Origin of the sequence: Sphingobium sp. LF-16 (genome assembly GCF_003711185.1) — a bacterium.
GTDB lineage: Bacteria > Pseudomonadota > Alphaproteobacteria > Sphingomonadales > Sphingomonadaceae > Sphingobium > Sphingobium yanoikuyae_A.
The window spans coordinates 1,536,186-1,561,002 of the sequence record NZ_CP029335.1; the positions used below are offsets into that span (position 1 = coordinate 1,536,186).

23 protein-coding genes are annotated in these 24,817 nt (G+C 63.8%); 14 read left to right on the forward strand and 9 right to left on the reverse strand.

Features of this window, described 5'->3' with window-relative positions:
• Positions 1 to 38 precede the first annotated feature (38 nt).
• From ppdK to DIZ22_RS07210, 3 genes are all read right to left on the reverse strand, one after another.
• A complete protein-coding gene (gene ppdK / locus DIZ22_RS07200; RefSeq protein WP_048937175.1) occupies positions 39 to 2,738 on the reverse strand; it encodes a pyruvate, phosphate dikinase in 2,700 nt (899 codons plus the stop codon).
• A gap of 138 nt (positions 2,739 to 2,876) precedes the next feature.
• Complete coding sequence (gene glyS, locus DIZ22_RS07205) at positions 2,877 to 5,078, reverse strand: glycine--tRNA ligase subunit beta (protein WP_048937176.1); 2,202 nt, start codon at positions 5,076 to 5,078, stop codon at positions 2,877 to 2,879.
• Between the two features lie 106 nt (positions 5,079 to 5,184).
• On the reverse strand, positions 5,185 to 6,057 hold the full coding sequence (locus DIZ22_RS07210) for a glycine--tRNA ligase subunit alpha (protein ID WP_004207307.1): 873 nt from the start codon (positions 6,055 to 6,057) through the stop codon (positions 5,185 to 5,187).
• Between the two features lie 134 nt (positions 6,058 to 6,191).
• Here DIZ22_RS07210 and DIZ22_RS07215 point away from each other — a divergent pair, with 134 nt between their 5' ends.
• The 4 genes from DIZ22_RS07215 (at position 6,192) to pth (ending at position 9,392) form a co-directional block, all read left to right on the forward strand.
• A complete protein-coding gene (locus tag DIZ22_RS07215) occupies positions 6,192 to 7,112 on the forward strand; it encodes a TraB/GumN family protein (RefSeq protein WP_048937177.1) in 921 nt (306 codons plus the stop codon).
• 4 nt (positions 7,113 to 7,116) lie between these two features.
• Positions 7,117 to 8,007, forward strand: a complete 891-nt coding sequence (locus DIZ22_RS07220) for a TraB/GumN family protein (protein WP_048937178.1) — start codon at positions 7,117 to 7,119, stop codon at positions 8,005 to 8,007.
• Between the two features lie 115 nt (positions 8,008 to 8,122).
• On the forward strand, positions 8,123 to 8,734 hold the full coding sequence (locus DIZ22_RS07225) for a 50S ribosomal protein L25/general stress protein Ctc (RefSeq protein ID WP_004207310.1): 612 nt from the start codon (positions 8,123 to 8,125) through the stop codon (positions 8,732 to 8,734).
• 88 nt (positions 8,735 to 8,822) lie between these two features.
• Positions 8,823 to 9,392 (forward strand): aminoacyl-tRNA hydrolase, encoded by a 570-nt coding sequence (pth, locus tag DIZ22_RS07230; protein WP_048937179.1) that lies wholly within the window; start codon positions 8,823 to 8,825, stop codon positions 9,390 to 9,392.
• A gap of 6 nt (positions 9,393 to 9,398) precedes the next feature.
• On the opposite strand, the gene DIZ22_RS07235 is transcribed toward pth, so the two are convergent.
• Positions 9,399 to 10,205 carry a hypothetical protein gene (locus DIZ22_RS07235; protein ID WP_048937180.1) on the reverse strand — a complete coding sequence of 269 codons (807 nt, stop codon included), beginning with the start codon at positions 10,203 to 10,205 and terminating at the stop codon, positions 9,399 to 9,401.
• 18 nt (positions 10,206 to 10,223) lie between these two features.
• On the reverse strand, positions 10,224 to 11,279 hold the full coding sequence (locus tag DIZ22_RS07240; protein WP_122928064.1) for a linear amide C-N hydrolase: 1,056 nt from the start codon (positions 11,277 to 11,279) through the stop codon (positions 10,224 to 10,226).
• Between the two features lie 225 nt (positions 11,280 to 11,504).
• On the opposite strand from DIZ22_RS07240, the gene DIZ22_RS07245 reads away from it, so the two are divergent.
• Positions 11,505 to 13,133, forward strand: a complete 1,629-nt coding sequence (locus DIZ22_RS07245) for an alpha-D-glucose phosphate-specific phosphoglucomutase (RefSeq protein ID WP_048937182.1) — start codon at positions 11,505 to 11,507, stop codon at positions 13,131 to 13,133.
• 66 nt (positions 13,134 to 13,199) lie between these two features.
• Complete coding sequence (locus DIZ22_RS07250; RefSeq protein WP_122928065.1) at positions 13,200 to 13,910, forward strand: DUF2490 domain-containing protein; 711 nt, start codon at positions 13,200 to 13,202, stop codon at positions 13,908 to 13,910.
• Between the two features lie 9 nt (positions 13,911 to 13,919).
• On the opposite strand, the gene DIZ22_RS07255 is transcribed toward DIZ22_RS07250, so the two are convergent.
• Positions 13,920 to 15,125, reverse strand: coding sequence for a hypothetical protein (locus DIZ22_RS07255; RefSeq protein WP_240626826.1), 1,206 nt, complete (start codon positions 15,123 to 15,125; stop codon positions 13,920 to 13,922).
• Positions 15,126 to 15,149: 24 nt separating this feature from the next.
• On the opposite strand from DIZ22_RS07255, the gene DIZ22_RS22200 reads away from it, so the two are divergent.
• Positions 15,150 to 15,509 carry a hypothetical protein gene (locus tag DIZ22_RS22200; protein ID WP_234415571.1) on the forward strand — a complete coding sequence of 120 codons (360 nt, stop codon included), beginning with the start codon at positions 15,150 to 15,152 and terminating at the stop codon, positions 15,507 to 15,509.
• 39 nt (positions 15,510 to 15,548) lie between these two features.
• Positions 15,549 to 16,649 carry a redox-regulated ATPase YchF gene (gene ychF / locus DIZ22_RS07260; protein ID WP_048937185.1) on the forward strand — a complete coding sequence of 367 codons (1,101 nt, stop codon included), beginning with the start codon at positions 15,549 to 15,551 and terminating at the stop codon, positions 16,647 to 16,649.
• 60 nt (positions 16,650 to 16,709) lie between these two features.
• Here the strand turns inward: ychF and DIZ22_RS07265 are convergent, their stop codons facing one another.
• Positions 16,710 to 17,717 carry a DUF2167 domain-containing protein gene (locus DIZ22_RS07265; RefSeq protein ID WP_122928067.1) on the reverse strand — a complete coding sequence of 336 codons (1,008 nt, stop codon included), beginning with the start codon at positions 17,715 to 17,717 and terminating at the stop codon, positions 16,710 to 16,712.
• Positions 17,718 to 17,768: 51 nt separating this feature from the next.
• On the opposite strand from DIZ22_RS07265, the gene DIZ22_RS07270 reads away from it, so the two are divergent.
• From DIZ22_RS07270 to DIZ22_RS07290, 5 genes are all read left to right on the forward strand, one after another.
• Positions 17,769 to 18,296, forward strand: a complete 528-nt coding sequence (locus DIZ22_RS07270; RefSeq protein ID WP_122928068.1) for a DNA-deoxyinosine glycosylase — start codon at positions 17,769 to 17,771, stop codon at positions 18,294 to 18,296.
• Between the two features lie 74 nt (positions 18,297 to 18,370).
• The gene (locus DIZ22_RS07275; protein WP_048937188.1) at positions 18,371 to 19,651 is read left to right on the forward strand and encodes an ectonucleotide pyrophosphatase/phosphodiesterase; all 1,281 of its coding nucleotides are present in this window, start codon (positions 18,371 to 18,373) and stop codon (positions 19,649 to 19,651) included.
• A gap of 45 nt (positions 19,652 to 19,696) precedes the next feature.
• Positions 19,697 to 21,247, forward strand: coding sequence for an alkaline phosphatase D family protein (locus tag DIZ22_RS07280; RefSeq protein ID WP_048937189.1), 1,551 nt, complete (start codon positions 19,697 to 19,699; stop codon positions 21,245 to 21,247).
• A gap of 116 nt (positions 21,248 to 21,363) precedes the next feature.
• The gene (locus DIZ22_RS07285; protein ID WP_017499528.1) at positions 21,364 to 21,828 is read left to right on the forward strand and encodes a MaoC family dehydratase; all 465 of its coding nucleotides are present in this window, start codon (positions 21,364 to 21,366) and stop codon (positions 21,826 to 21,828) included.
• Between the two features lie 100 nt (positions 21,829 to 21,928).
• Positions 21,929 to 22,555 carry a LysE family translocator gene (locus DIZ22_RS07290; RefSeq protein ID WP_048937190.1) on the forward strand — a complete coding sequence of 209 codons (627 nt, stop codon included), beginning with the start codon at positions 21,929 to 21,931 and terminating at the stop codon, positions 22,553 to 22,555.
• Positions 22,556 to 22,568: 13 nt separating this feature from the next.
• Here the strand turns inward: DIZ22_RS07290 and DIZ22_RS07295 are convergent, their stop codons facing one another.
• A complete protein-coding gene (locus DIZ22_RS07295; protein WP_048937252.1) occupies positions 22,569 to 23,222 on the reverse strand; it encodes an MOSC domain-containing protein in 654 nt (217 codons plus the stop codon).
• A 74-nt stretch (positions 23,223 to 23,296) separates the two neighbouring features.
• Positions 23,297 to 23,515, reverse strand: a complete 219-nt coding sequence (locus DIZ22_RS07300) for a DUF2945 domain-containing protein (protein ID WP_080993540.1) — start codon at positions 23,513 to 23,515, stop codon at positions 23,297 to 23,299.
• Between the two features lie 123 nt (positions 23,516 to 23,638).
• Here DIZ22_RS07300 and DIZ22_RS07305 point away from each other — a divergent pair, with 123 nt between their 5' ends.
• Positions 23,639 to 24,817: a glycosyltransferase family 1 protein gene (locus DIZ22_RS07305; RefSeq protein WP_048937191.1), complete on the forward strand. Its 1,179-nt coding sequence runs from the start codon at positions 23,639 to 23,641 to the stop codon at positions 24,815 to 24,817.

The following is a 24,817-nucleotide window of genomic DNA, read 5'->3' on the forward strand; positions in this document are numbered from 1 at the left end:
AACGAAGAAGGGCGGGAGTTGCCTCCCGCCCTTTCCTCTTACTTCTTCGCCAGAGCGGCCTGCGCCGCAGCGAGGCGGGCGATCGGCACGCGATAGGGCGAGGCCGAGACATAATCGAGGCCGGTCGCCTCGCAGAAGGCGATCGAGGCCGGGTCGCCGCCATGTTCGCCGCAGATGCCCAGCTTGATGCCGGGGCGGGTCGCCCGACCGCGCTCGGCCGCCAGTTCGATGAGCTGGCCCACGCCCTCCACATCGATGCTGACGAACGGATCGCGGGCGAAGATGCCCTTGTCGACATATTGCGTCAGGAAGCGGCCGGCGTCGTCACGGCTGATGCCGATCGTCGTCTGGGTGAGGTCGTTGGTGCCGAAGGAGAAGAATTCGCCGACTTCGGCGATCTCACCGGCCTTGAGCGCCGCGCGCGGCAATTCGATCATCGTGCCGACCAGATAATCGACCGATGCGCCCTGCTCTGCAAAGACATCCTTGGCGACCTGGTCGACGATCGCCTTCATCAGCTCCAGTTCCTTCTTCGTCGCGACGAGCGGGATCATGACTTCGGGGATCGGCGCTTCGCCGCTCCGTTCCTTCACGATCAGCGCGGCTTCGAAGATGGCGCGGGCCTGCATCTCGTAGATTTCGGGATAGGTCACGCCCAGGCGGCAACCGCGATGGCCCAGCATCGGGTTGAACTCATGCAGTTCGGCGGCACGACGCTTGAGTGCCTCGACACCGACGCCCGCCGCCTTGGCCACTTCCTCGAACTCCGCTTCGCCATGCGGCAGGAATTCGTGGAGCGGCGGATCGAGCAGGCGGATGGTCACGGGCAGGCCGGCCATCACCATGAAGATCTGGGCGAAATCGTCGCGCTGTTCAGGCAGCAGCTTGTCGAGCGCGACGCGGCGGCCCTTCTCGCTGTCGGCCAGGATCATCTCGCGCACGGCGGTGATGCGGGCCGCGTCGAAGAACATATGCTCGGTCCGGCACAGGCCCACGCCTTCGGCCCCGAAGTCGCGTGCGGTCTGGCAGTCGAGCGGGGTTTCCGCATTGGCGCGGACCTTCAGGCGACGGACCTTGTCAGCCCAGGCCATCAGGATGCCGAAGTCGCCGGCCAGTTCGGGCTGCACGGTCGGCACTTCACCCGCCATGACTTCGCCGGTGGCACCGTCGATGGTCAGGATATCGCCTTCTTTCAGCTCGCGGCTGCCGATGCGCAGGATCTTGTTGGCATTGTCGATCGACAGGCTGCCCGCGCCCGAGACGCAGGGACGGCCCATGCCGCGCGCCACCACGGCGGCGTGGCTGGTCATGCCGCCACGCGCGGTCAGGATGCCCTTGGCTGCGTGCATGCCGTGAATATCTTCCGGGCTGGTTTCGACGCGGACCAGGATGACGGCGTCGCCCAGTTCGTTGCGACGCTCGGCGGTGTCGGCATCGAACACGATCGCGCCGCTGGCTGCGCCCGGCGAGGCCGGCAGGCCCTTGGTCAGCACATCGCGCGGCGCCTTGGGATCGAGGGTCGGGTGCAGAAGCTGGTCGAGCGCCGCGGGATCGACGCGGGCGACGGCTTCTTCCTCGGTGATCAGGCCTTCGCTGGCCATTTCGACCGCGATCTTGAGCGCGGCCTTGGCGGTGCGCTTGCCCGACCGGGTCTGGAGCATCCAGAGCTTGCCCTGCTGCACCGTGAACTCGATGTCCTGCATGTCGCGATAATGGGTTTCGAGGATGTCGAACACCCGTGCCAGTTCGGCATAGGTTTCGGGCATCGCCTCTTCCATCGACAGCGGCTTGGCCCCTGCCCGCTCGCGCGCCTGCTTGGTGAGGTACTGCGGCGTGCGGATGCCGGCAACGACGTCCTCGCCCTGAGCGTTGATCAGATATTCGCCATAATAGGCATTCTCGCCGGTCGCGGGGTCACGGGTGAAGGCGACGCCGGTGGCCGAGGTGTCGCCCATATTGCCGAACACCATCGCCTGCACATTGACGGCCGTGCCCCAGTCGCCGGGGATCGAGTTCAGGCGGCGATAGACCTTGGCGCGGTCCGCCTGCCAGCTGCCGAACACGGCCGAGATCGCACCCCAGAGCTGGTCGGCGACATCCTGCGGGAAAGGCTTGTTCCAGAGCTTGGCGACCAGCGCCTTATATTCCGAAACCAGCGCCTTCCAGTCGTCGGCGGTCATTTCGGTGTCGAGCGTGTAGCCCTGATCTTCCTTGGCGATTTCAAGGGCTTCCTCGAATGCGCCATGATCGAGTTCCAGCACCACGTCCGAATACATCTGGATGAAACGGCGATAGCTGTCCCAGGCGAAACGCTCGTCGCCCGATGCGGCGGCCAGGCCCAGCACAGTCTCGTCATTCAGGCCGAGATTGAGGACCGTGTCCATCATGCCCGGCATCGAGATGCGCGCGCCCGAGCGGACCGAAACCAGCAGCGGATCGGCAGCGTCGCCGAACTTCTTGCCGGTGACCGCCTCGATATGGGCGATGCCATTGGCGACTTCCGCCTTCAGGCTTTCGGGATAGACGCCGCCATCGGTATAATAGCGGGTGCACATTTCGGTGGTGATGGTGAAGCCCGGCGGCACCGGCAGGCCGATCGCGGCCATGCCGTCCAGGTTCGCGCCCTTGCCGCCCAGCAGATTCTTGTCGCCCTTGCCCCCGTCGTTCACGCCACCGCCGAAACGATAAACATAGCGCGTCGAAGTGGTGCTCATCTGGGCCTCTTCCGTCATAACCATATACCGGCTCTCCCTGCACTGATTGCCGAGTTGTGCGTTGCAATAATAATGCCGCAATTAGCGGCTCAAGCCATTAGGGGATAGGACTTATCCCGCTTAACTTCGCATATTTCCCGCAGATTTTGGAATTTCGTTTCCTTATCCTGTAATCTTCGAAAAGTCGGCGACATTGTGCACTGCATCACGGACCCGCGCCAGCAGCGCGAGGCGAGTCGTGCGCTTCGCCCGATCAGCATCATTCACCGTCACGGTCTCAAAGAAGGCGTCGATCGGCGCGCGGAGCGTCGCGAGCGCGGCCATGGCGCCCTCGAACTCCTCGGCCGCGACAGCCTGTGCCGCCTGCGGTTCCGCCGCGTCGAGCGCAGCGATCAGATCAGCTTCCGCCTTTTCGGGTTCATAGGAAAGCGAAATCGCCTCCGCCTGCTCCACGCCTTCCTTCTTGAGGATATTGGCGGCGCGCTTGTAGCCCGCGAGCAGATTGGCGCCGTCGTCCGTCGCGACGAAGGACTGGAGCGCCTTCACGCGAGCGAGCAGGCGGACAAGGTCGTCCTCGCCGCCCAGCGCGAACACCGCGTCGATCAGGTCGTGGCGAACACCGGCTTCCTTCTGCTGGACCTTGAGACGGTCAGCGAAGAAGGGAATGATTTCAAAGCACGCTGCAATAATCGGCTTGGTCAGATCCGTTGGAGCAACAGATTCTCGAATTTTATCGGTGTACTCGCCAATATTCAGCTGATCAGGCGTAAACCCTGCCCGTTCAAATGCTTCAATATCACGTTTAATATCGGATCTCACATTGCCTAGCAGCAATGGTTGCAACAGATCAGGAACATAATCCGACTTCATCAGCTCAAACAATGGAAGACGGATGTTGTTATTCTGAATGGTTGCGAGAACGGCAAGAGCGGCGCGACGCAGGGCAAACGGATCCTTAGATCCAGTCGGCGACATCCCGAAGGCGAAAAAGCTCACCAAAGTATCCAGCTTGTCCGCCAAACTGACCGCCACCGTGACCGGCGCGGTGGGGACGTCGTCGCCCTGCCCAACCGGCTTGTAATGGTCGCGGATCGCATCGGCGACGGCGTCGGGCAGGCCTTCGGCGCGGGCGTAATAGCCACCCATAACGCCCTGCAGTTCAGGGAATTCGCCGACCATTTCGGTGACGAGGTCCGCCTTGCACAGTTCCGCTGCCTGGCGCGCCAGCGCCGGGTCACAGTTCGGCACGATACCTTCGCTCGCCAGCCATTCGGCCAGCTTTGCGACGCGCTCGACCTTGTCGGCGACGGTGCCCAGCTTCTCGTGGAAGGTGATGCGGCCGAGCTTCTTCGCCTGCTCGGCGAGCGGGGTCTTGCGGTCCTGCTGCCAGAAGAAGCGGGCGTCGCTCAGGCGCGCGGCCAGCACCTTGCGGTTGCCAGCGACGATCGCCACGCCGCCATCCTTCGCCTCGATATTGGCGGTGCAGATGAAGGCCGGGGCCAGCTTTCCGCCCGCATCACGCAGAACGAAATATTTCTGGTTGATACGCAGGGTTAGCTGAATGACTTCAGGCGGAACCTCAAGAAAGTCCGGATCGAAATCGCCCAGCAAGGGCACCGGCCATTCGGTAAGGCCGGCATTCTCCGCGACCAGGCCCTTGTCCTCGATCACGCTATAGCCCTTGGCCGCAGCGGCCTCGCCGGCCTTCGCCTCGATGATCGCCTGACGCTCCTGATGCGAGACGATGACATAGGCGGCGCGCAGCTTGTCGGCATAATCGTCGGCGCCGTCGATGCGGATCGCGCCGGTCGAATGGAAGCGATGGCCCACCGTCTCGCGACCAGCCTCGATCCCTTCGATCGACAACGGCACGATCTCGCCGCCGAGCAGCGCGATGATGCCCTGCAGCGGGCGGACCCAGCGCAGGCTTTCGGTGGTGGCGCTGGCCGCGCCCCAGCGCATCGACTTGGGCCAGGGGAAGGCACGGATGACTGCCGGCACGGCTTCGGCCAGCACGTCGGTGGTGGCGCGGCCGGGCTTGTTCACCACGGCGAACCAGACGCCGTCGCGATCCTCAAGCTGATCCTGGGTCAGGCCGGTCTTGCGCAGGAAGCCTTCAAGCGCCTGCGCCGGGGCGCTGGTGCGGGGACCCTTGAGCTCCTCGCTGACCGCCGCGGTTTCCAGCGGCAGGTCGCGAGCGATCAGCGCCAGGCGGCGCGGCGTGACGAAGCTGTCGATCGACGCGGGCTTGAGCCCGGCCTTGGCCAGTTCCTCGGTGAAGAGGCGCGCCAGATCGTCGGACGCCTTCAATTGCATGCGCGCGGGAATTTCCTCGCAGCGCAGTTCAAGGAGGAAATCGGTCATGCGATTTCCTCCGATGCCCCAGCGCAGGCTGGGGCCGCAAGCGAATGCAGCGCCACATGGCCCGAGATCCCAGCCTTCGCTGGGATGACGATATTATTCATGGTCATCAGGCGGTCCATCCGTTGGTCTTCATCCACGCTTCGCAGCTACCCTTCGCCATGTCGCGGACCTGGCCCATATAGCTGGCGCGCTCCTGCACGGAGATCACGCCGCGCGCCTGCAGCAGATTGAAGGTGTGGCTGGCCTTGATCGCCTGTTCGAAGGCCGCGAGCGGCACATCATTGGCGATGCACTGGTCATATTCGGCCTTGCAGTCCTTGAACCAGCGGAACAGTTTTTCGGTGTCGGCGACCTCGAAATTCCATTTCGACATCTGCCGCTCATTTTCCAGGAACACGTCGCCATAAGTAACGCCCTGGTCGTTGAACTTCAGGTCATAGACGCTGTCCACGCCCTGGATATACATGGCCAGGCGTTCCAGGCCATAGGTCAGCTCGCCCGCGACCGGCTTGCAGTCATAGCCGCCCATCTGCTGGAAATAGGTGAACTGGGTGACTTCCATGCCGTCGCACCAGACTTCCCAGCCCAGGCCCCAGGCGCCTAGCGTCGGGCTTTCCCAGTCATCCTCGACAAAGCGGATGTCATGGACCAGCGGATCGATGCCGATTTCCCTGAGGCTGCCCAGATACAGTTCCTGCAGGTTCGCAGGGCTGGGCTTCATGATCACCTGATACTGGTAATAATGCTGCAGCCGGTTCGGGTTCTCGCCATAGCGGCCGTCGGTCGGACGGCGGCTGGGCTGGACATAGGCCGCGTTCCAGGGCTTGGGGCCCAGGCTGCGCAGCGTGGTCGCCGGGTGGAATGTACCCGCCCCCACTTCCATGTCGTAGGGCTGAAGAATGACACAACCCTGCTTGCCCCAATAGGCGTGCAGGGTGAGAATGAGGTCCTGGAAGGAAAGCGCTTTGCCCTCGGCCACCGGTGGTCCTTGCAATAATGACAGATTATGGTCGGCCGCGCCTTGGCGCAGCGCGGGCCAAGGGTCAAGGAAAAGCCGCGTCGAACAGGGTTAAGCCGCTTGCCCTGCGCGCCCGGCGCCCGCATGGAAGGGATATGAGACTGACCGCTTTCCCGTCCCGCTGGCTCTCTGCGGGACTTTTGCTGCTCGGCGCCTGGGGTCAGACCCAGCCCGTCGCCGCCCGCGAACCCGTCCTCACCAATGTGGCGCCCGCCCTGTGGCAGGTGAAGGATGACGACACGACCATCTATCTGTTCGGCACCGTCCATGTGCTGAAACCGGGGATCGACTGGTTCAAGGGCGGGGTGAAGCAGGCGTTCGAAGCGTCGGACGAACTGGTGCTGGAAATCATCGAACCCGACAATCCCGGCGAAATGGCGCAGATGATGGCGGGCAAGGCGATGGCAACCGACCGGGTCGCCCTGTCCACCCGCCTCGCGCCCGACGCCGCGCAGAAATATCGCGCGGCGATGGTGGCGGCCGGCGTGCCCTGGCAGTCGTTCGAGGCGTTCAATCCGTGGATGGCCGGCATGATCCTGTCGGTCGCGCCACTGCAGAAGCTGGGCTACCAGTCCGACATCGGCGCGGAAAAGATATTGCGGGCCGCAGCCGAAAAGGCCGGCAAGAAGGTCGGCGCACTGGAAACGGTGGAGCAGCAGCTCAATTTCTTCGCCGACCTGCCGATGGCGCAGCAGGTCCAGTTCCTCAATGCCACGGTCGAGGGCATGGACGGGATGGAAGGCGAGTTCGCCGCCCTGCTCAACCATTGGCAGACTGGCCAGCCGGAAAAGCTGGCCGACGAGATGAATGATTCGCTCAAGGCCACACCGGAACTGGCCCAGGTGCTGCTGATCAACCGCAACGCCAATTGGGCCAAGTGGATCAAGGCGCGACTGGATCAGCCCGGCACCGTCTTCGTCGCCGTCGGCGCGGGCCATCTGGCCGGCAAGGGCAGCGTGCAGGATCAGTTGAAGACGCTGGGCATCGCCAGCGCGCGCGTGAAGCAGGGGGAATAAGGCCATGAAAAGCTGGATGATCCGTTTTCTGGCCCTCTGCGGCCTCGCCCTGATCGCCGCCTGCGACAGCGAGCAGAAGGCCCCTGCCCCCAAGGTCGAGGCCGGCCAAGGGCCAGCGCTGTGGCGGGTGGAACGCGCCGGGCTGGACGGCTGGATCTTCGGCACCATTCATGTCCTGCCCGAAGGGATCGACTGGCAGACGCCGACGATCAAGCAGGCCTGGAAGGACGCCGACCAGCTGGTGCTGGAAGCCGCCGACCTGCAGGACCAGCAGAAGACGCTGGGCCTGTTCGAAAGCATGGGCCGCAGCCCCAACCTGCCCGCGCTCGACGCGCGCGTGCCGGCGGGCGAGCGCCCCGAACTCGACCGGATCGTGAAGGAAGGCGGCACCAGCGCGCAGGCGCTGTCGGGCTATGAAAGCTGGGCGGCGGCCATGCTGCTGTCCGCCGCGTCGCAGGAAAGCCTGAACGTCAGCCAGGCCAATGGCGTCGAGCCGGTACTGATCGCCGCCTTCAAGGGCCGGCCGATCGGTGGCCTCGAAACCGTCGAGCGCCAGTTCGGCGCCTTTGACGGCCTGCCCGAAGCGGCGCAGCGCAAGCTGCTGATCCAGACCATCCATGAAGCCAAGGACATGAAGGCGCTCTATAATCGCATCCTGACCGCCTGGGCCAAGGGCGACATGGAGGCGATCGCCAAGGAGGACCAGAATGGCGAGCAGCCCGATCCGGTGGTCGAGGACGCGATCCTGACCGCGCGCAACCGCGACTGGGTCGGCGCGGTCGACAAGTTGAAGGGCCGCCCCTTCATCGCGGTGGGTGCCGGCCACCTGACCGGCAAGGACAATCTCGTCGATCTGCTCAAGGCGAAAGGCTACAAGGTCACGCGCGTGCAATAAGCCAACGCTAAACTTGCTTTATCGCCGCTTTCTGCTACAGGGCCGCCTTCCCGCGATGGTCATCCCTGGAGGCGTGGCGGGAAAATTGTATCAAATTTGCTTTTGGAGACACGCAATGAGCGAGCAGCTTACGCTGTCGGCCGAGGCACGCGATCGGGCAGGCAAGGGAGCCTCCCGCGCCCTCCGCCGTGAGGGCCGCGTACCCGCCGTCATCTATGGTATGAACGAAGAACCCCTGTCGATCCACGTCGAGGAAAAGCTCCTCAACAAGCAGCTCGGCACCGGTCACTTCTTCAATTCGGTCATCATGGTCGAAGTCGGCGGCAAGACCGTCCGCACCCTCGCCAAGGATGTGGCCTTCCACCCCGTGACCGATCGTCCGCTGCACGCCGACTTCCTGCGCGTTTCGGAACATGCCACCGTGACCGTCGCTGTCCCGGTGCGCTTCGAGAATGAAGACGCCTCGCCCGGCCTCAAGAAGGGTGGCGTGCTGAACGTCGTCCGTCACGACGTCGAACTGGTCGTCGATGCCGCCGAGATCCCCGATGACGTCGTCGTCGACCTCAAGGGCTTCGAAGTCGGCGATTCGATCCACATCAGCGCCGTGACCCTGCCCAAGGGCGCGAAGGCTGCGATCGAAGACCGCGACTTCACCATCGCCACCATCGTCGCTCCCTCGGCTCTGAAGAGCGCCGAAGGCGAAGCCGCCGAGGGCGAAGGCGAGTAATCGCCTTGCAGCTTGCTTGCAGGCTGGAAATTCCGATCCCGTCCGCCTAACCGGCGGGCGGGATTTTTCTTTTCATGCGAGATAGACGATGCAGATCTGGGCCGGCCTCGGCAATCCGGGGCAGCAATATGCGATGCACCGGCACAATGTCGGCTTCATGGCCGTGGACCTGATCGCCGACATGTATCGCTTCTCGCCGCCCAAGAAGCAGTTCCAGGGCTGGGTGCAGGAAGGGCGGATCGGCCCGGAGAAGATCATCCTGCTCAAGCCCGCCACCTTCATGAACGAAAGCGGCCGCGCGATCGGCGAGGCGATGCGCTTCTACAAGCTGACGCCGCAGGACGTGACCGTCTTCCATGACGAACTCGACCTTGCGCCGATGAAGGTCAAGGTGAAGCGCGGCGGCGGCAATGCCGGCCATAATGGCCTGCGTTCGACCGACGCCCATATCGGCAATGATTTCCGCCGCATACGGCTGGGCATCGGCCATCCGGGCCACAAGGACAAGGTCCATGGCTATGTGCTGGGCAATTACCACAAGAGCGAGATGGACGCGCTCGCCGACATGCTGGGCGCGATCGGTGCCGAGGCGGAATGGCTGGCCAAAAATGACGACGCCCGCTTCATGAACGAAGTGGCGCTGCGGCTGGCCGACTGAGGCGGATCAGAAGCGCGCCGACAGACCCAGTAGCGGCCCTTCCTGCGATACGTTCCAGCGAAATTGCTGGCCGGTAAAGTCGCGCATCCGATATTGCTGATGGACGAAGCGATAGCCAGCGCGCACGGTCAGCGGCAGGCCGGCGAGGCGCAGCCGGTAGCCAATCGTTCCCTCGCTATCCATGCTGGATTTCCGATCGCTAAAGCCGCCGGCATTCAGGCGCGCGTCGATCACCCAGTGACGGTCGATATCGCCCGCCGTGCGGACGCCGGCCAGCACCTCCGTCCAGTCGGCCTTGCGATTGGCCGTCAGGCCCAGCGCCGCGACATCGGCCGACAGTTTCGACCAGCGCAAACCGACGACCGGCGCGAAGGTAAAGCGCCGCCGATCCCCATGGACGGTTCGCTCCGCCATGCGATGGTCGATGATATTATAGAACAGGCCGCCCGACACATGGGTCTTCCTGATGCCCAGTCCGACCTGCTGGTGATAGACGGATGCGTCCTGACTGGTCTTCACATATTGGCCATCGACATAGGCGCCGACCTTGCCATTGCTCAGGAGGACTTCACCCATGGTGACGAAGTCGAGATGGTCGAATATCTCCGAGAAGGGCATGTCGACCCTGGTGCGGAACCCAGCCAGTTCCGCATTGCCGTGCAGCGATGCCGCCCAGACATAGGGCGAGACGGTGAGATGCCAGCCCTGATCGGGCGTGTCATCGGACAGGTGCGCCGGCGCCTCCTGCGCCAAGGCCGGTCCGGCATAGACAAGGGCATTGGCGAGCAGGCAGCATAGAGGAAGATATCGCATGGCGGCGCCCCCAGCCGATCAGGACAGTCCCAGGAATTTGAAGGCCGGCGCATCCTTGAACTGGCCGCTGACCTCGCCCGAAAAGGTTTTCGTCTGGTTCGGGCCAAGATCGAGCTTCTTCACCTTGGCAGAAGGCGCAAAGTCGATCGTCTTCAGATCGACCCAGAAGCTGTTCGGCGTCAACGCGGACTCGAAGAAATAGAGCTTGCGCTTGTGATCCGCGACCGTGCGCCAGCGGGTCGAGGAGATATTGGGCTGGTCCGGGGTCGAGATGCCGAATGGCACCGAGACATTGCGGATCACGCTGAACACGCTGGCCAGCGCCGTCACCGGGTCTTCGCTCTTGGGAATGGCATTCACATAGAAGGAGGCGCGGGCGAAGCGATCGGCCGAGCGGTTGGTGCCCGGCAACATCGTCGTTCCGCCAATATCCTTCCAATAGGCGTTGAGCGCCAATTGCTCGTCGAAGATCGGCGAATTGGTCATCACCGGATATTGCGGGCCGTGATGGATCACCAGCTTGCCCTTGATATATTCGAAGATGGCGCTGTCGCCCGACGCATCGGAAATCGCGAGGTGGAGCGTGCCGAGCCGTTCCTCGCCGGGAATATTATCGGTGACGACGACAAAGCTTTCCTTGGACAGCGCGTCGACTGCCTCCTTCACCGTGGCAAAATTGTCGAGCACATATTGGGTCCAGATGGCGATGCTCATGCCCGGCTGCTTGCCGTCGAAATGCGGATATTCGGATTCGACCAGCCACAGGAGATTGGCGGTCAGCCCCGCCTCGTTCATGCCGTCGGTGGTGGAAATGTCGTAACCGGTGGCGATCACGCTGCCATAGCGGGACGTCCATTTGACCGAATTGGGGCCGGCCTCCCCACTGCGCGCGATGCCGCGCGGAAAGATCCAGAGGTTGGTGCCGACATCGACCTTCCAGTCCATCGACCGGGCGGTGATCACATCGGCATTGGCACCATGATAGACCAGGCGCGTGCAGGCATCGGCCGACACCGAAGCCAGTTGCGCCGAGAGCAGCGCAAGACCGGACAGGAAAGCGGGCAGACGAGACATGGAACCTCCTACAAAGGTCACGATACTGTCACTGAAAATGCCGATTTTCTGAATAGTTGCCATGGGTGATAACCCGCATGACGGCTTTGGCCAACCCGTCTCTTGCGCAGTAATCGCATCCGATCACGGTCGCCCGCACCTTCGGCGCGACAAAGCGCATTGCGCAGTGCAGCATGAACAAGCCATAGAGGCGTAACGACTTATTAGGCAAAGCAGGGGACAGAGGTGATCCAGACCGTCGCGACCACGCCTTTCGACGACCAGAAGCCCGGCACATCGGGCCTGCGCAAGAAGGTTCGGGTCTTCCAGCAGCCCCATTATGCGGAAAATTTCATCCAGTCGGTGTTCGACAGCCTGGACGGCTTTGCGGGCCAGACCCTGGTGATCGGCGGCGATGGCCGCTATCTCAACCGGGAGGTCATCCAGATCGCGCTCAGGATGGCGGCAGCGAACGGCTTTGGCCGGGTGCTGGTTGGCCAGGGCGGCATATTGTCGACCCCGGCCGCGTCACATCTGATCCGATCGTCCGGCGCCTTTGGCGGACTGGTGCTGTCGGCCAGCCATAATCCCGGCGGGCCGGACGAGGATTTCGGCATCAAATATAATGTGTCGAACGGCGGGCCAGCCCCAGAGAAGGTGACCGACGCGATCCACGCGCGGACCCTGACGATCGACAGCTATCGCATCCTCGACGCCCCCGACGTCGATATCGACACGCTGGGGACCAGCCAGTTGGGCGCCATGACCGTCGAAGTGGTCGATCCAGTCGCCGGCTATGCCGCGCTGATGGAAAGCCTGTTCGATTTCCCCGCGATCAGGGCGATGATCGCCGGCGGCTTCACCCTCGCCTTCGACTCGATGAGCGCGGTGACCGGCCCCTATGCGACCGAGATTTTCGAAAAGCGCCTGGGCGCACCGGCCGGCACGGTGATGAACGGCACCCCCCTGCCCGATTTCGGCCATCACCATCCCGACCCCAATTTGGTCCATGCCAAGGCGCTCTATGACCGGATGATGGCCGCCGATGCCCCCGATTTCGGGGCGGCGTCGGATGGCGACGGCGATCGCAACCTGATCATCGGCCGCCATTGCTATGTGACGCCCTCGGACTCGCTCGCGGTGCTGGCCGCCAATGCCCATCTGGCGCCCGGCTATGCCGGTGGCCTCAAGGGCATTGCCCGCTCCATGCCGACCAGTGGCGCGGCCGACCGGGTGGCGCAGAAGCTGGGCATTCCGCTCTACGAGACGCCGACCGGCTGGAAATTCTTCGGCAACCTGCTCGACGCCGGCATGGCGACGATCTGCGGCGAGGAAAGCGCCGGCACCGGGTCCGACCATGTGCGCGAGAAGGACGGCATCTGGGCGGTGCTGCTGTGGCTCAACATCCTGGCCGCGCGCCAGCAGAGCGTGGCCGACATCATGGCCGATCATTGGGCAACCTATGGCCGCAACTATTATGCCCGCCATGACTATGAAGCGATCGCCAAGGACAAGGCCGACGCGCTGATGGCCGCGCTGCGCGACACGCTCGCCAGCCTGCCCGGCACCGGCAACATCGGCGGCACGGTGAAGGCGGCGGACGATTTCGCCTATACCGATCCGACCGACCAGTCGGTGAGCCGGAACCAGGGCGTGCGCATATTGTTCGAGGATGGATCGCGCGTGGTGTTCCGCCTGTCGGGCACCGGCACCGAGGGCGCGACCCTGCGCGTCTATATCGAACGCTATGTCGGGCCGGACGGCGATCTGGCACTGGCGACCGGCGATGCGCTGGCGCCGCTGGTCGCGGCCGCGCAGGAACTGGCCGACATTGCCGGCTATACCGGCATGGATCAGCCCAGCGTCATCACCTGAACCGGTTCACCATCGCTTACCCCGCAGCAACGGGACAGCAATGACAGCAACCTAAAGGCGGTGGGAATGTCGCTTTCCACCGCCAGAGGTTTCATGCGTTTCCCGTCGCTTGCTGTCGTCCTGTCCCTTGCCACCCTCGCCGTGCCCGCCCAGGCCGCGACGAGCGAAGACGAGCAGCTTTGGGTCAATCTGACGTCGATGGGGTCGATCAAGGACGAGCTGGTCTATTTCGCCGAAATCCAGCCGCGCGTCGGCGACGGCGTGTCGCGGATCGATCAGGCGCTGTTCCGCGGCGCGCTGGGCGTCAAATTGTCGCGCAATATCACCCTCTATCAGGGTTACGCCCATGTCGTCGTCCCGATCGAGGGTGGCAAGGACGTCAATGAGGAACGCAGCTTCCAGCAGCTGAGCTGGACGCTGGCGCGGCCAAAGGATGCCGAGATTTCCTCACGCACCCGGCTGGAGCAGCGCTGGCGTTCGAACGGCAGCGACATGGGCTGGCGCCTGCGCGAAATGCTGCGGGTGGAACATGCACTCAAACCCGGCAGCGATGCGGTCAATGCGCTCGCCTATGGCGAGGTCTTCTTTGCCCTCAACGATACCGACTGGGGCGCCCGCAAAGGCTTCGACCAGCTCCGCAGCTTCGCCGGGGTCGAGATCGGCCTGCCGGGCGCATCCACCATGGAAGTCGGCTATCTCAACCAGCTGATCGACCAGGGCGGCAGCCGCCAGCGCGTCAACCATGTCGCATCGGTGACGCTGTTCTTCCGCCACTGATCCTCCGGGTCAGACAAATTCGTTGGTGGCGGCGGAATAATGTTTCTGCCCCAGCCGCCCCTGGTCCTTGGCGACCTTGATTGCCGCGCGCAGCCGATTGTTACGCCCGCTCCAGGCGGCATCATTGACCTTCAGCAGCGCCTCGACCGGATTGGCGCTGCTGAGCAGCGGCTTGACGGCGGCAAAGGTCGAGCGCCCCTGATGGAAAATATCCGCCACGATCGCGCAGATGATGTCGGACTTGCCATCCAGCGGCAGTTTCCGGGCGTAGCGCGCGGCCATCTTGCGCTGCAGAATATCGGCGGTAGTCCGCACCTGGGCCAGCCGGGCAGCCGGATCATGCTGCGTCCAGTGGATCAGCCGCGCCGCCTGCAAGACTTCCTGGCGGTCGATCGGCACCCGCTGGGGGTTTAGATAGTTCATGAACAACATGATCTGCCGTTCGCCATTGCTGGCGGTGAATTCCTGCTCCAGATCCGTCGCCCCGCCATCGGAATCGACCCGAAACAACCGCCCGCCCCGCAGTTCCAGCTCGGGAAAATAGCCCTTGAAATCCGGCAATTGGGCCAGCCGGTGGAACATCAGGATCAGATTGTCCTGCGGCGTATGCGCAGCCAGCTGAAAGAAGCCGAAGGTGAATTTCGCCCGATCATAGGTGTTGACCAGATTGAAGTGATTTTCGCTCTCGCAGGCCCCCGTCACTTCCAGCAGCGTCGCCCAGGTACGCAAGCTAGGGCGATAATCCTCCGCCCGATAAATCTCGCCCCAATAGCTGGCGCCCGGCATGAAGATGCCGTGATATTTGCGGACGGCGTCATTGACCTCCTTCCCCACCAGGAAGAAATCGGGTTCGCCCACCAGTCGCGCCTTCCAGCGACCATCGACCGGATCGGGCAGTTCGAACTTCTTGGCGGCGCTGACCGATTGCGGCTTGGCCTGCACGTCGAGCATCAGATTTTCGCCCGGTATCCAGCCATAGAATAGCCCCTGATTACCGGCATAGAGCGCCTGAAACTTGGCAAAGAAGCTGTCAGGCGATTCCGACGTCACCTGATCGGCGGTGTTGCTGTAATGATAGACCTTCCCGCCATGATAGACGCCGATATGCTTTTGCGGGATGTTGACCATCTCCTTGCGGGCAAGGTCGACATTGCTGGCCAGCGTCACGAAAATCAGCTGGGTCTTGGCGAGATCGGCATCGGCCCAGCGTCCCACGCGCGGGCATTGGGCGAACACCTCATGCACACGAACATTGGCGCCAGGCTTGTTTCCGCCGGCGAACTGTTTGCAGTTAAAGGAAAATGTCAAATCGCATATATGCGAAACGAAATGCGCACAGTGATTCGCAGCCTGATCGTGAAATTTATTTTCACATATCTTGTTGATACTCTTGCCAATAGCAGCATCAAGCCTTGTCGCGATGGTCATAATCGTCTCCCGATTGCCAGCGCGACCCGCTTATTTTCCAGCTATATTAGGAAAAGCCCCGCTCCGCGCAATAGGGAGCAACCCGGAGGAACGCCCGAAACGGCGCCCGCACCCATTGTTTTCCGCCCCCGCATCGTGGAAATGCTGGCCTTGCAGGCGGGAAGGCGCTAGCGGGCAGAGCATCAATCTGCGTCTTCAAAGGTTTCGATAATGGGTTTTCGTTGCGGTATCGTCGGGCTTCCCAATGTGGGCAAGTCCACCCTGTTCAATGCGCTGACCGAGACGCAGGCAGCGCAGGCGGCGAATTATCCCTTCTGCACGATCGAGCCCAATGAGGGCCGCGTCGCCGTGCCCGACGACCGGCTGCAGACCATCGCCAGGATCGGCGGCAGCGCCAAGATCATCGAGACGCAGCTCGCCTTCGTCGACATTGCCGGCCTGGTGCGCGGCGCGTCGAAGGGCGAAGGGCTGGGCAACCAGTTCCTGGCCAACATCCGCGAGACCGACGCCATCGTCCACGTCCTGCGCTGTTTCGAGGATGACGACATCACCCATGTCGAAGGCAAGGTCGATCCGATCGCCGACGCCGAGACGGTCGAAACCGAACTAATGCTCGCCGACCTCGAAAGCCTCGAAAAGCGCGTTCCCAACCTGCTCAAGAAGGGCGCGCAGGGCGACAAGGAAGCCAAGGCCGCTGCATCGGTGCTGGGCCAGACGCTGGAACTGCTGCGCGACGGCAAGCCCGCCCGCCTGACCCAGCCGCGCGACGAGGAAGAAGCCCGCCTGTTCGCTCAGGCGCAACTGCTGACCGCCAAGCCGGTCCTCTATGTCTGCAATGTCGAGGAAGGCGCCGCGGCCGAGGGCAATGCATTTTCCGCCCGCGTGTTCGAGAAGGCGGCGGCCGAAAATGCCAGCGCGGTCATCGTGTCGGCCGCGATCGAAGCCGAACTCATCACCATGCCGGTCGAGGAACGCGGCGAATATCTCGAAGCGCTGGGCCTGACCGAAGCCGGCCTCGCCCGCATCATCCGTGCCGGCTATGATCTGCTGGGCCTCATCACCTTCTTCACCGTCGGCCCCAAGGAAGCCCGCGCCTGGACCGTAGCCAAGGGCAGCAAGGCCCCGCAGGCCGCCGGCGCGATCCACTCGGACTTTGAAAAGGGCTTCATCCGCGCCGAAACCATGGCCTATGCCGACTATGTCCAGTTCAATGGCGAAGCCGGTGCCAAGGAAGCGGGCAAGTGGCGTTCGGAAGGCAAGGATTATGTGACGCAGGACGGCGACATCATGCTGTTCCGCTTCAACGTCTGACAGCAAAAGATACGCTGACATGGAAAGGGCCGGAGGAGCGATCCCCCGGCCCTTGTTCGTTCAGCGCGGGGCGCTTTCCTCTTCCGAGGCGTCAGCGGCTACTGACTCCGGCTCTAGCGGAGCAACCTCCTCCTCCTCGCCCTTGCCCAGGCGGCGCTTGATCCAGCGCCAGCCGCCACCAAAGACCAGGATGATCGGGATCAGCAATTTCTTGCCGAAGGCCACGATCAGCGCGATCAGGCCCAGCTTCTTGGCCGCCAGCAGGCCGGCACCCGCCGCGATCATCCCACCAATACCATATTCGGCGACCTTGTCGACATTGGGCACATAATCGGCGTAGCGCGCGCCTGCGTCATAGCTGACCGAAGCACCGAACTTGGCTGCTGCTGCCTTCACCGATGGCAGTTGCGACATGGTCGACACCATGTTGAGGCTGAGCACGCCATAACGGCCGAGCAGGCGGACGTCATAGTTCAGCGTATCCTCCTGCGTATTGCCAAAACGCATGTCGCGGGCCCAGATGACGCTGTGATGCGCCTTGTCATAGGCGGGCCGCTCGGCCCAGCCGACCAGCTGGATCGCGCGATATCCGGCGTCGGCGCGCTCCTTGTTGCGCTCCTCCTCGCCCGACTTCATGTCGGCCATCAGCGCGTCATAATCGGTCGAGGCGGCATCATCGTCCTTCACATAGCCGCTCTGCTCATAGGTGATGACCGCGCCCCAGGCATCGTCATCGACGAAGGTCTTGCCGGCCGGAAAGACCAGGCCCAGCACACCATCGGCCTGGGCCGACGGATTGCCCCACATGTCGACGATCACCTCGCGCGCCTGCGCCGCGTCGAGATAATAATAATCCTGGCCCAGATGCAGCACGGCCTTGGCTTCGGTCAGGGTGATGTCGCCATTTTGCGGGCGCTGCTTCGCCAGCACCGCCTTCACCTTGGCCTCATAGGCGCGCTGTTCCGCGCTCGCCGCCGGACCGGCAGGCTGGTCCGACTGGGCAAAAACCGCTACCGGCATGGCGCCGATCAGCAACATGGCGCCAATGGCGCTCCACATCTTCTTCATCAGATCCCCCTTGTGACGCGCAATCTTTTAGAAACAAAAGCTTGGAAGGCAATGACCCAACCGCCCCGCATCATGCCCGTCCGCCGCAAGATCGCCTTTCCGCCCAGCGTGGACGCGGAAACGCGGCTGCTGATCCTGGGCAGCCTGCCCGGCAACGCCTCGATCAAGCAGGGCGAATATTATGCCCATCGCGGCAATGCCTTCTGGGCATTGATGAGCGACGTTCTGGGCGAGGATCTGCGCAGCGCGCCCTATGCGATGAAGCTCAAGCGACTGCGCGCACGGGGCGTCGGCCTGTGGGACGTGATCGAGAGCGCCGATCGCGACGGCAGCTTGGACAGCAGCATCCGGGGTGCGGAACTGCGCGACCTCAGCGCCTTCCTGTCCCGCCTGCCCAATCTCCGCGCGATCGCCTTCAACGGCAAGACCGCCGCCCAGCATGGCCGTCGCCAATTGGGCGAAAGGTCCGATCTGGTGATGATCGATCTGCCCTCCTCCAGCGGCGCCTATGCCAGCCTGTCGCGTGATTCCAAGCGCCAAGCCTGGAGCATATTGGCGCGCTATGTCGATCCGACATGAACCATTCGTCACTTTACCGACTTGGTTGGACTGCTAAGCAGCGGTCAAATCTTCCCTTTTGCCATGAGGCCCTGATGTCCGCCCGTCGCCTGTCGCTCGCGTTTGCCCTGTCCGTTTCCACCCTGCTCGGCGCCTGCGCCCCGGTGCAGCAGCATCCCGCCAGCGTCGCTGCCGCCCCGGCCGAACAGCGCGCGCCGGTGACGATCCTGGTGTCGATCGACGGCTTCCGCCCCGATTATCTGACCCGCGGCGTCTCGCCCAACCTCAACGCGCTGGCGGCCGGCGGCACCGAAGCATCGATGCGCCCGTCCTTCCCGACCAAGACCTTTCCCAATCATTGGGCGATCGTGACCGGCGACCGGCCGGACCGCAGCGGCATCGTCGCCAATAATATGGAAGATGCCAGCCGGCCCAAGGACAAGTTCACCATGACGAGCGACGATCCATACTGGTGGAACGAGGCCGAGCCGATCTGGATCACCGCCGAAAAGCAGGGCGTGCGCACCGCGACCATGTTCTGGCCAGGCTCCAACGTCGCCTGGGGCGGCAACAAGGCCGCCGAGTGGCCCTACAAGATCAGCGGCGGATCGCGCCCGAGCGACTGGGCGCAGTTCAACGAAGCGATCAGCCCGACCCAGCGCGTCAACGGCGTGCTGGACGTGCTGCGCCGCCCGGCCGACATCCGCCCGCGCTTCGTCACCCTCTATTTCGATGAGGTCGATACCGCTGGGCATGTGAACGGCCCGGCCGCGCCGGAAACCACCCAGGCGGTCGCCGATGTCGATGCCCATATCGGTGACCTCCTCGCCGGCCTCAAGACGCTGGGCCAGCCGGCCAATATCGTCATCGTGTCGGATCATGGCATGGCCGCCAAGGCCAATGATCGGGTGCTGCCGATCGACAAAATCGCCGACCCGGCCGACTATCGCGTGGTCGAGGCCGGCCCCTATGCCAGCCTGGTCGCCAATCCCGGCCGCGAAAAGGCGCTGGAGGCCGCGCTGTTCAAGCCGCGCGAACATATGCAGTGCTGGCGCAAGAGCGAAATCCCGGCGCGCTTCCACTATGGCACCCATCGCCGCATCCCGCCCTATTTCTGCCTGGCCGAAACCGGCTGGGTATTCCAGAACACCACCCCGACCAAGCCCGTGACCGGCGGCGACCATGGCTGGGACGATCGGGCACCCGAAATGCAGGCTTTGTTCATCGCCAACGGCCCGGCCTTCGTCGGCGGCTTCCGTCCCTCGGCCGATTTCACCAATGTCGATGTCTATCCGCTGCTCGCCCGCCTGCTGGGCGTGACGCCGGTGGCGAGCGACGGCAACCCGGCGGTGCTGCAGGGGCTGGTCAAGCCCTGATCGGGCGACATGCATTTGTCATAAAGCGGCTCTAGGCGGCGCGTCATGTTCACGCGCCGCTCGCTCCTCTCCGCCGCCGCCATCGCCCCGATCGCCGGCGCGCCCGCCATTCTCCACGCCCAGAGCTGGTTCGCCGGCTACCCCTTCGCGCTGGGCGTGACATCGGGCGATCCGGCGCCCGACGGCTTCGTCATCTGGACCAAGCTGGCGCCGCGCCCGTTCGAGCCGCATGGTGGCATGCCGATGACGCCTATCCCGGTGAAATGGGAGGTCGCGGCGGATGATCGCTTCAGGACCATCGTGGCCGGTGGCGAAGCGATCGCCCGGCCGGAACTGGGCCACAGCGTCCATGTCGAGGTGACCGGCCTTCAGCCCGACCGGCCCTATTGGTATCGCTTTGCGCTCGGCAATGACCAATCGACGCGTGGCCGCGCCCGCACCCTGCCGCTGGCATCAGCGAGTCCCAAGCTGCTCAAATTCGGCGTCGCCGGCTGCCAAAATTATCAGGACGGCCTGTTCACCGCCTTCCGCCATCTGGCGCGGGAGGACGATCTCGCCTTCGTCTATCATTATGGCGACTTCATCTATGAATATAGCCAGCGCGGCCCGGACTATGACAAGGACGGCCTGCCCGGACCGCAGGTGCGCGACCATATCGGCCAGGATTGCTACGACCTTGCCGACTATCGGCTGCGCTACGCCCAATATCTGAGTGATTATGACCTGCAGGCGGCGCGTTGCCGTCATACATGGTTCCCGACCTTCGACGACCATGAGGTCGCCAACAACTGGGTCGGCGACATCGACGCCAGGGGCGCGCCGGCCGATGCCTTCCGCATGCGTCGCGCCGCCGGCATGCAGGCCTGGTATGAATATATGCCGGTCCGCGCGGCGATGGCGCCCCGCAGCGAGATGATCGGCACCATGTATCGCCAGGCCCGCTTCGGCGACCTGCTGTCGATCGACTTCCTCGACACCCGGACGTTCCGCACCGATCAGCCCTGTGGCGACAATTTCAAGCCGGCCTGCGCCGAAATGGCCGCCACCCAGGCACAGGTCATTTCCGCTGAGGAGGAAGGCTGGCTGGCTCGCAACCTTGCCCGCCGCGACGCCAAGTGGAACTGCCTGGCGCAGCAGGTGATGATGATGGCGCTCGACCGCCGCAACAGTGCGGACGCGGCAGAGCCGATCTACAATATGGACACCTGGGCCGGCTACAAGGTGCAGCGCCAGCGGCTGCTCGGCCGGATGAAGGGGTTGGACAATGTCGTGGTTCTAACCGGCGACGAGCATCAGAATCTCGCCGGCCTGTTGGATGACGGCACAAAGCCGGTCGCGGTCGAGTTCGTGTCGACCTCCATCTCCTCGGGCGGCGACGGATCGGACCTGCGGCCCGGCAGCGACATCATCCTGAAGAACAACCCGCAGCTCAAATTCATCAACGACCAGCGCGGCTATCTGACCTGCGAAGTGACGGCCGACGCCTGGACGACGCGGGCGATGGTGATGGATCAGGTATCGGCGCCGGGCGGCCAGATCCGCACCCGCGCGACCATGACCGTTCCGCGCGGCACGCCGGGGCTGACCATTAGCTGACAGTTGACGTAAACGGAAAGCTCACCTACCTTTTTATCCGTTGAAGAATGATGGCGCGATTTCCGAGCCGGCAGATGTGCCATCTGCCTCGAAATCGCTTCGAGGAGACGGATGATATGGACGACATTCTCTATTTCGAGGATATCGTGGTGGGCGACAGCGTGGCGTTCGGGCCGCTGACCCTGTCGCGCGAGGAAACGATCGCTTTTGCCGCGGAGTTCGATCCCCAGCCCTTCCATCTGTCCGACGAGGCAGCGGCGACCACCCATTTTCGCACCATCTCGGCCAGCGGATGGCACACCACAGCGCTGTTCATGAAGATGTTCGTCGCCGAAATGCAGAAGCAACCCGGACGCCAGGCGGCCAGCCTGGGCGCGATGGGCGTCGATGAACTGCGCTGGCTGCGCCCGGTCCGCCCCGGCGACACACTGCGCGGCACCAATGAAGTGATCGACAAGAAAATTTCGCAGAGCCGCCCGGAAATGGGCATCGTCCGCAACAAGGTGACGCTCTACAATCAGAAAGACGAACCCGTGCTGACCATGTGCCCGATCGCCATGTGGCGCACCCGCCCGGCATAAGGCCACCCCATTCGGGGTGGCCAATTACAGTCTCCCGGACCTGTCGGCGCGGATCATTCCCCCCTAGGCGAGGCCAAACGCTCATCCGGGGAACCCAGCCATGCCCAGCGCCGCGCATCTTGCCGCATTCGCCCTCATCTCGCTCGGCATGGTGCTGACGCCGGGTCCGAACATGATCTATCTGATCTCGCGCTCGATCAGCCAGGGCCGCGCCGCCGGCATGGTCTCGCTGCTCGGCGTCGCCTGCGGCTTCCTCTTCTACATGGTCGCTGCCGCCTTCGGCATCACCGCGCTGCTGATGGCGGTGCCCTTCGCCTATGACGTGCTGCGACTGGGCGGCGCGCTCTATCTGCTGTGGCTCGCCTGGAATGCGGTGCGACCCGGCGGCCGCTCGCCCTTTCAATTGAAGCAATTGCCCCTCGACGGCCCACGCAAGCTGTTCGCCATGGGTCTGCTCACCAACCTGCTCAATCCGAAGGTGGCGATGATCTATCTTTCGTTGCTGCCCCAGTTCGTCGATCCGGCGCGCGGTCATGTGCTTGGCCAGTCGCTGATCCTGGGCGCGACCCAGATCGTCATCAGCCTGTCGGTCAACGCGATCATCGCCTGCCTCGCCGGATCGATCGCCGGCTTCCTCGGCACCCGGCCGCGCTGGCTCACGATCCAGCGCTGGTTCATGGGCACGGTGCTGGGCGGCCTCGCCGTGCGGATGGCGGTGGAGCGCTAGTCAGCCTCAGCCGTCACGCCGCCAGCTTGCGCGCCCGTTCGCGCCAGGCTTCGGCCAGTTGCGGCATCTCGGCCAGCGCGCGCACCGCATCAGGATCGGCCTTGTGCCCGCCGCCGATCAGCAGGCGAAAGACCCGCTCGATGCTCCAGTCGGGCAAGGGCCGCTCCAGCAACCCCATCCGCGTGCCCGCTTCCGCCTCGCCTTCGCGGATCACTCGGAAATAGATGCCGCAGCGCGCGGTCTTGACGATCGTCGCCATCACGTCGCGGGCACCGAAACGATGGTCGAGTTTCCAACAAGGCTGGCGGCCATGGCTCACCTCCACCACCGCACTGCCCAAGCTGAACCGATCACCCAGGCAGATGTCGCTTTCGGTCATGCCGCGGCTTGCGATATTCTCGCCAAAGGCACCCGGCGCATCGAGCAGCGGATGATCAGGCTTGCGATCGCGCCACCAGCCATAATGGTCCTGCGGATAGAGATGGATCGCCTTGTCCCAGCCGCCATGATGAACGGTATCGGCCACCCCGTCGCCCGCGAACCCCAGCCAGTGGATGCGGATCGAGCCGGCGACCGGCTGCTTGGCGATGGCGCTATGCTCGTCATCGCGAAAGGGCCGGGGCATGCCGATCAGCAGCGCATCGATGGTCATGAAAGGCTGGGTCATGCCGCTCCATGCCATGGTTGCAGCGCGATGACGATGGCCAGTTGCGGCCAGCTTGCCCCGTTGGCCCGCTAAGATCAGGCCACGCTCAGTTCCGATCCCAGCTTGAGCACCAGGTCGCCCTTGTCGGTCTGGACCAGATAGGCGGGATCGCGGGTCGACCCGTTGCGACGGATCAGCGAGCCGGCGATCATCCGCTCCACATGCCGCTCGAACCGCTCAGCGATCCGTCCCCGGCCGACACCCTGCCCCCAATTCCACCTGACCCGTGTTCCCTTGCGGAATCTTTCGGCCATCAGCAGACATCCTCTCCTTCGGGGGCAATCATGCCGGCCGGCTTTCCCGGTCAGCCTCAGCAAAATTCCCGAGACCCGCTCTGGTTCCTTGGGTTTTTCGCCGGTCTGGTCTAAGGGGCCGCGATGGATGTTACCGGACTTCGTGTCGCGCTGTTCAGCGGCAATTATAATTATGTGCGCGATGGCGCGAACCAGGCGCTCAATCGCTTCGTCGGCTATCTGCTGCGTCAGGGTGCACAGGTGCGCGTCTATGCCCCGACCACCGATACACCCGCCTTCCCGCCGACCGGCGACCTGGTCAGCGCTCCGTCCATTCCCGTGCCCGGCCGCCCGGAATATCGCATCCCCACCCGCCTGTCGCGCGCGCTGCGCCGGGATCTGAAGGCGTTCGCGCCCAACATGATCCATCTGTCGAGCCCCGATCCGCTCGGCCATCGGGCACTGACCTGGGCGCGCGATCATGACCTGCCCGCCGTCGCTTCGGTCCACACCCGGTTCGAAACCTATCCGCGCTATTATGGCCTCGCCTTCCTGGAGCCGGCGATCGAGGGCATTTTGCGCCGCTTCTATCGCCGCTGCGACGCCATCGTCGCCCCGTCGGAATCCATGGCCCAGTTGCTGCGCGAGCAGCGGATGAGCTATGATGTCGGCATCTGGACCCGTGGCATCGATCGCGAGATATTCACCCCTCAGCGCCGCGATCTCGACTGGCGCCGGTCGCTCGGCTTTGCCGACGATGTGCCGGTAATCGGCTTCATCGGCCGTCAGGTGATGGAGAAGGGGCTGGACGTCTTTTCCGACACGATCGACCAACTGACCGCGCGCAAGGTGCCGCACAAGGTGCTGGTGGTCGGCGAAGGGCCGGCCCGCGAATGGTTCCAGAACCGCTTGCCCGATGCCGTCTTCACCGGCTTCCAGGGCGGGGCCGACCTTGGCCGCGCGGTCGCCAGCATGGACATGCTGTTCAACCCGTCGGTCACCGAGACGTTCGGCAATGTCACGCTGGAGGCGATGGCCTGCCGCCTGCCCACCGTCGCGGCCCGCGCCACCGGCAGCGAAAACCTGGTGCAGGAAGGCGTCACCGGCCGGCTGATCCGCCCCGGCGCCATCGGCAAGTTCGCCGATGCGCTGCAAATCTACTGCACTGACGCTGCCGCCCGCGCCAGCGCAGGCGCCGCCGCCGAGGCGCAGGCCGAACATTTCGGCTGGGACCAGGTGAACCAGGCGCTGGTCGATACCTATTTGCGGATCATCCGCCAGCGCACCCAAGGCGCCAAGATCCGTTCCAGCCCTGTTCCCTGA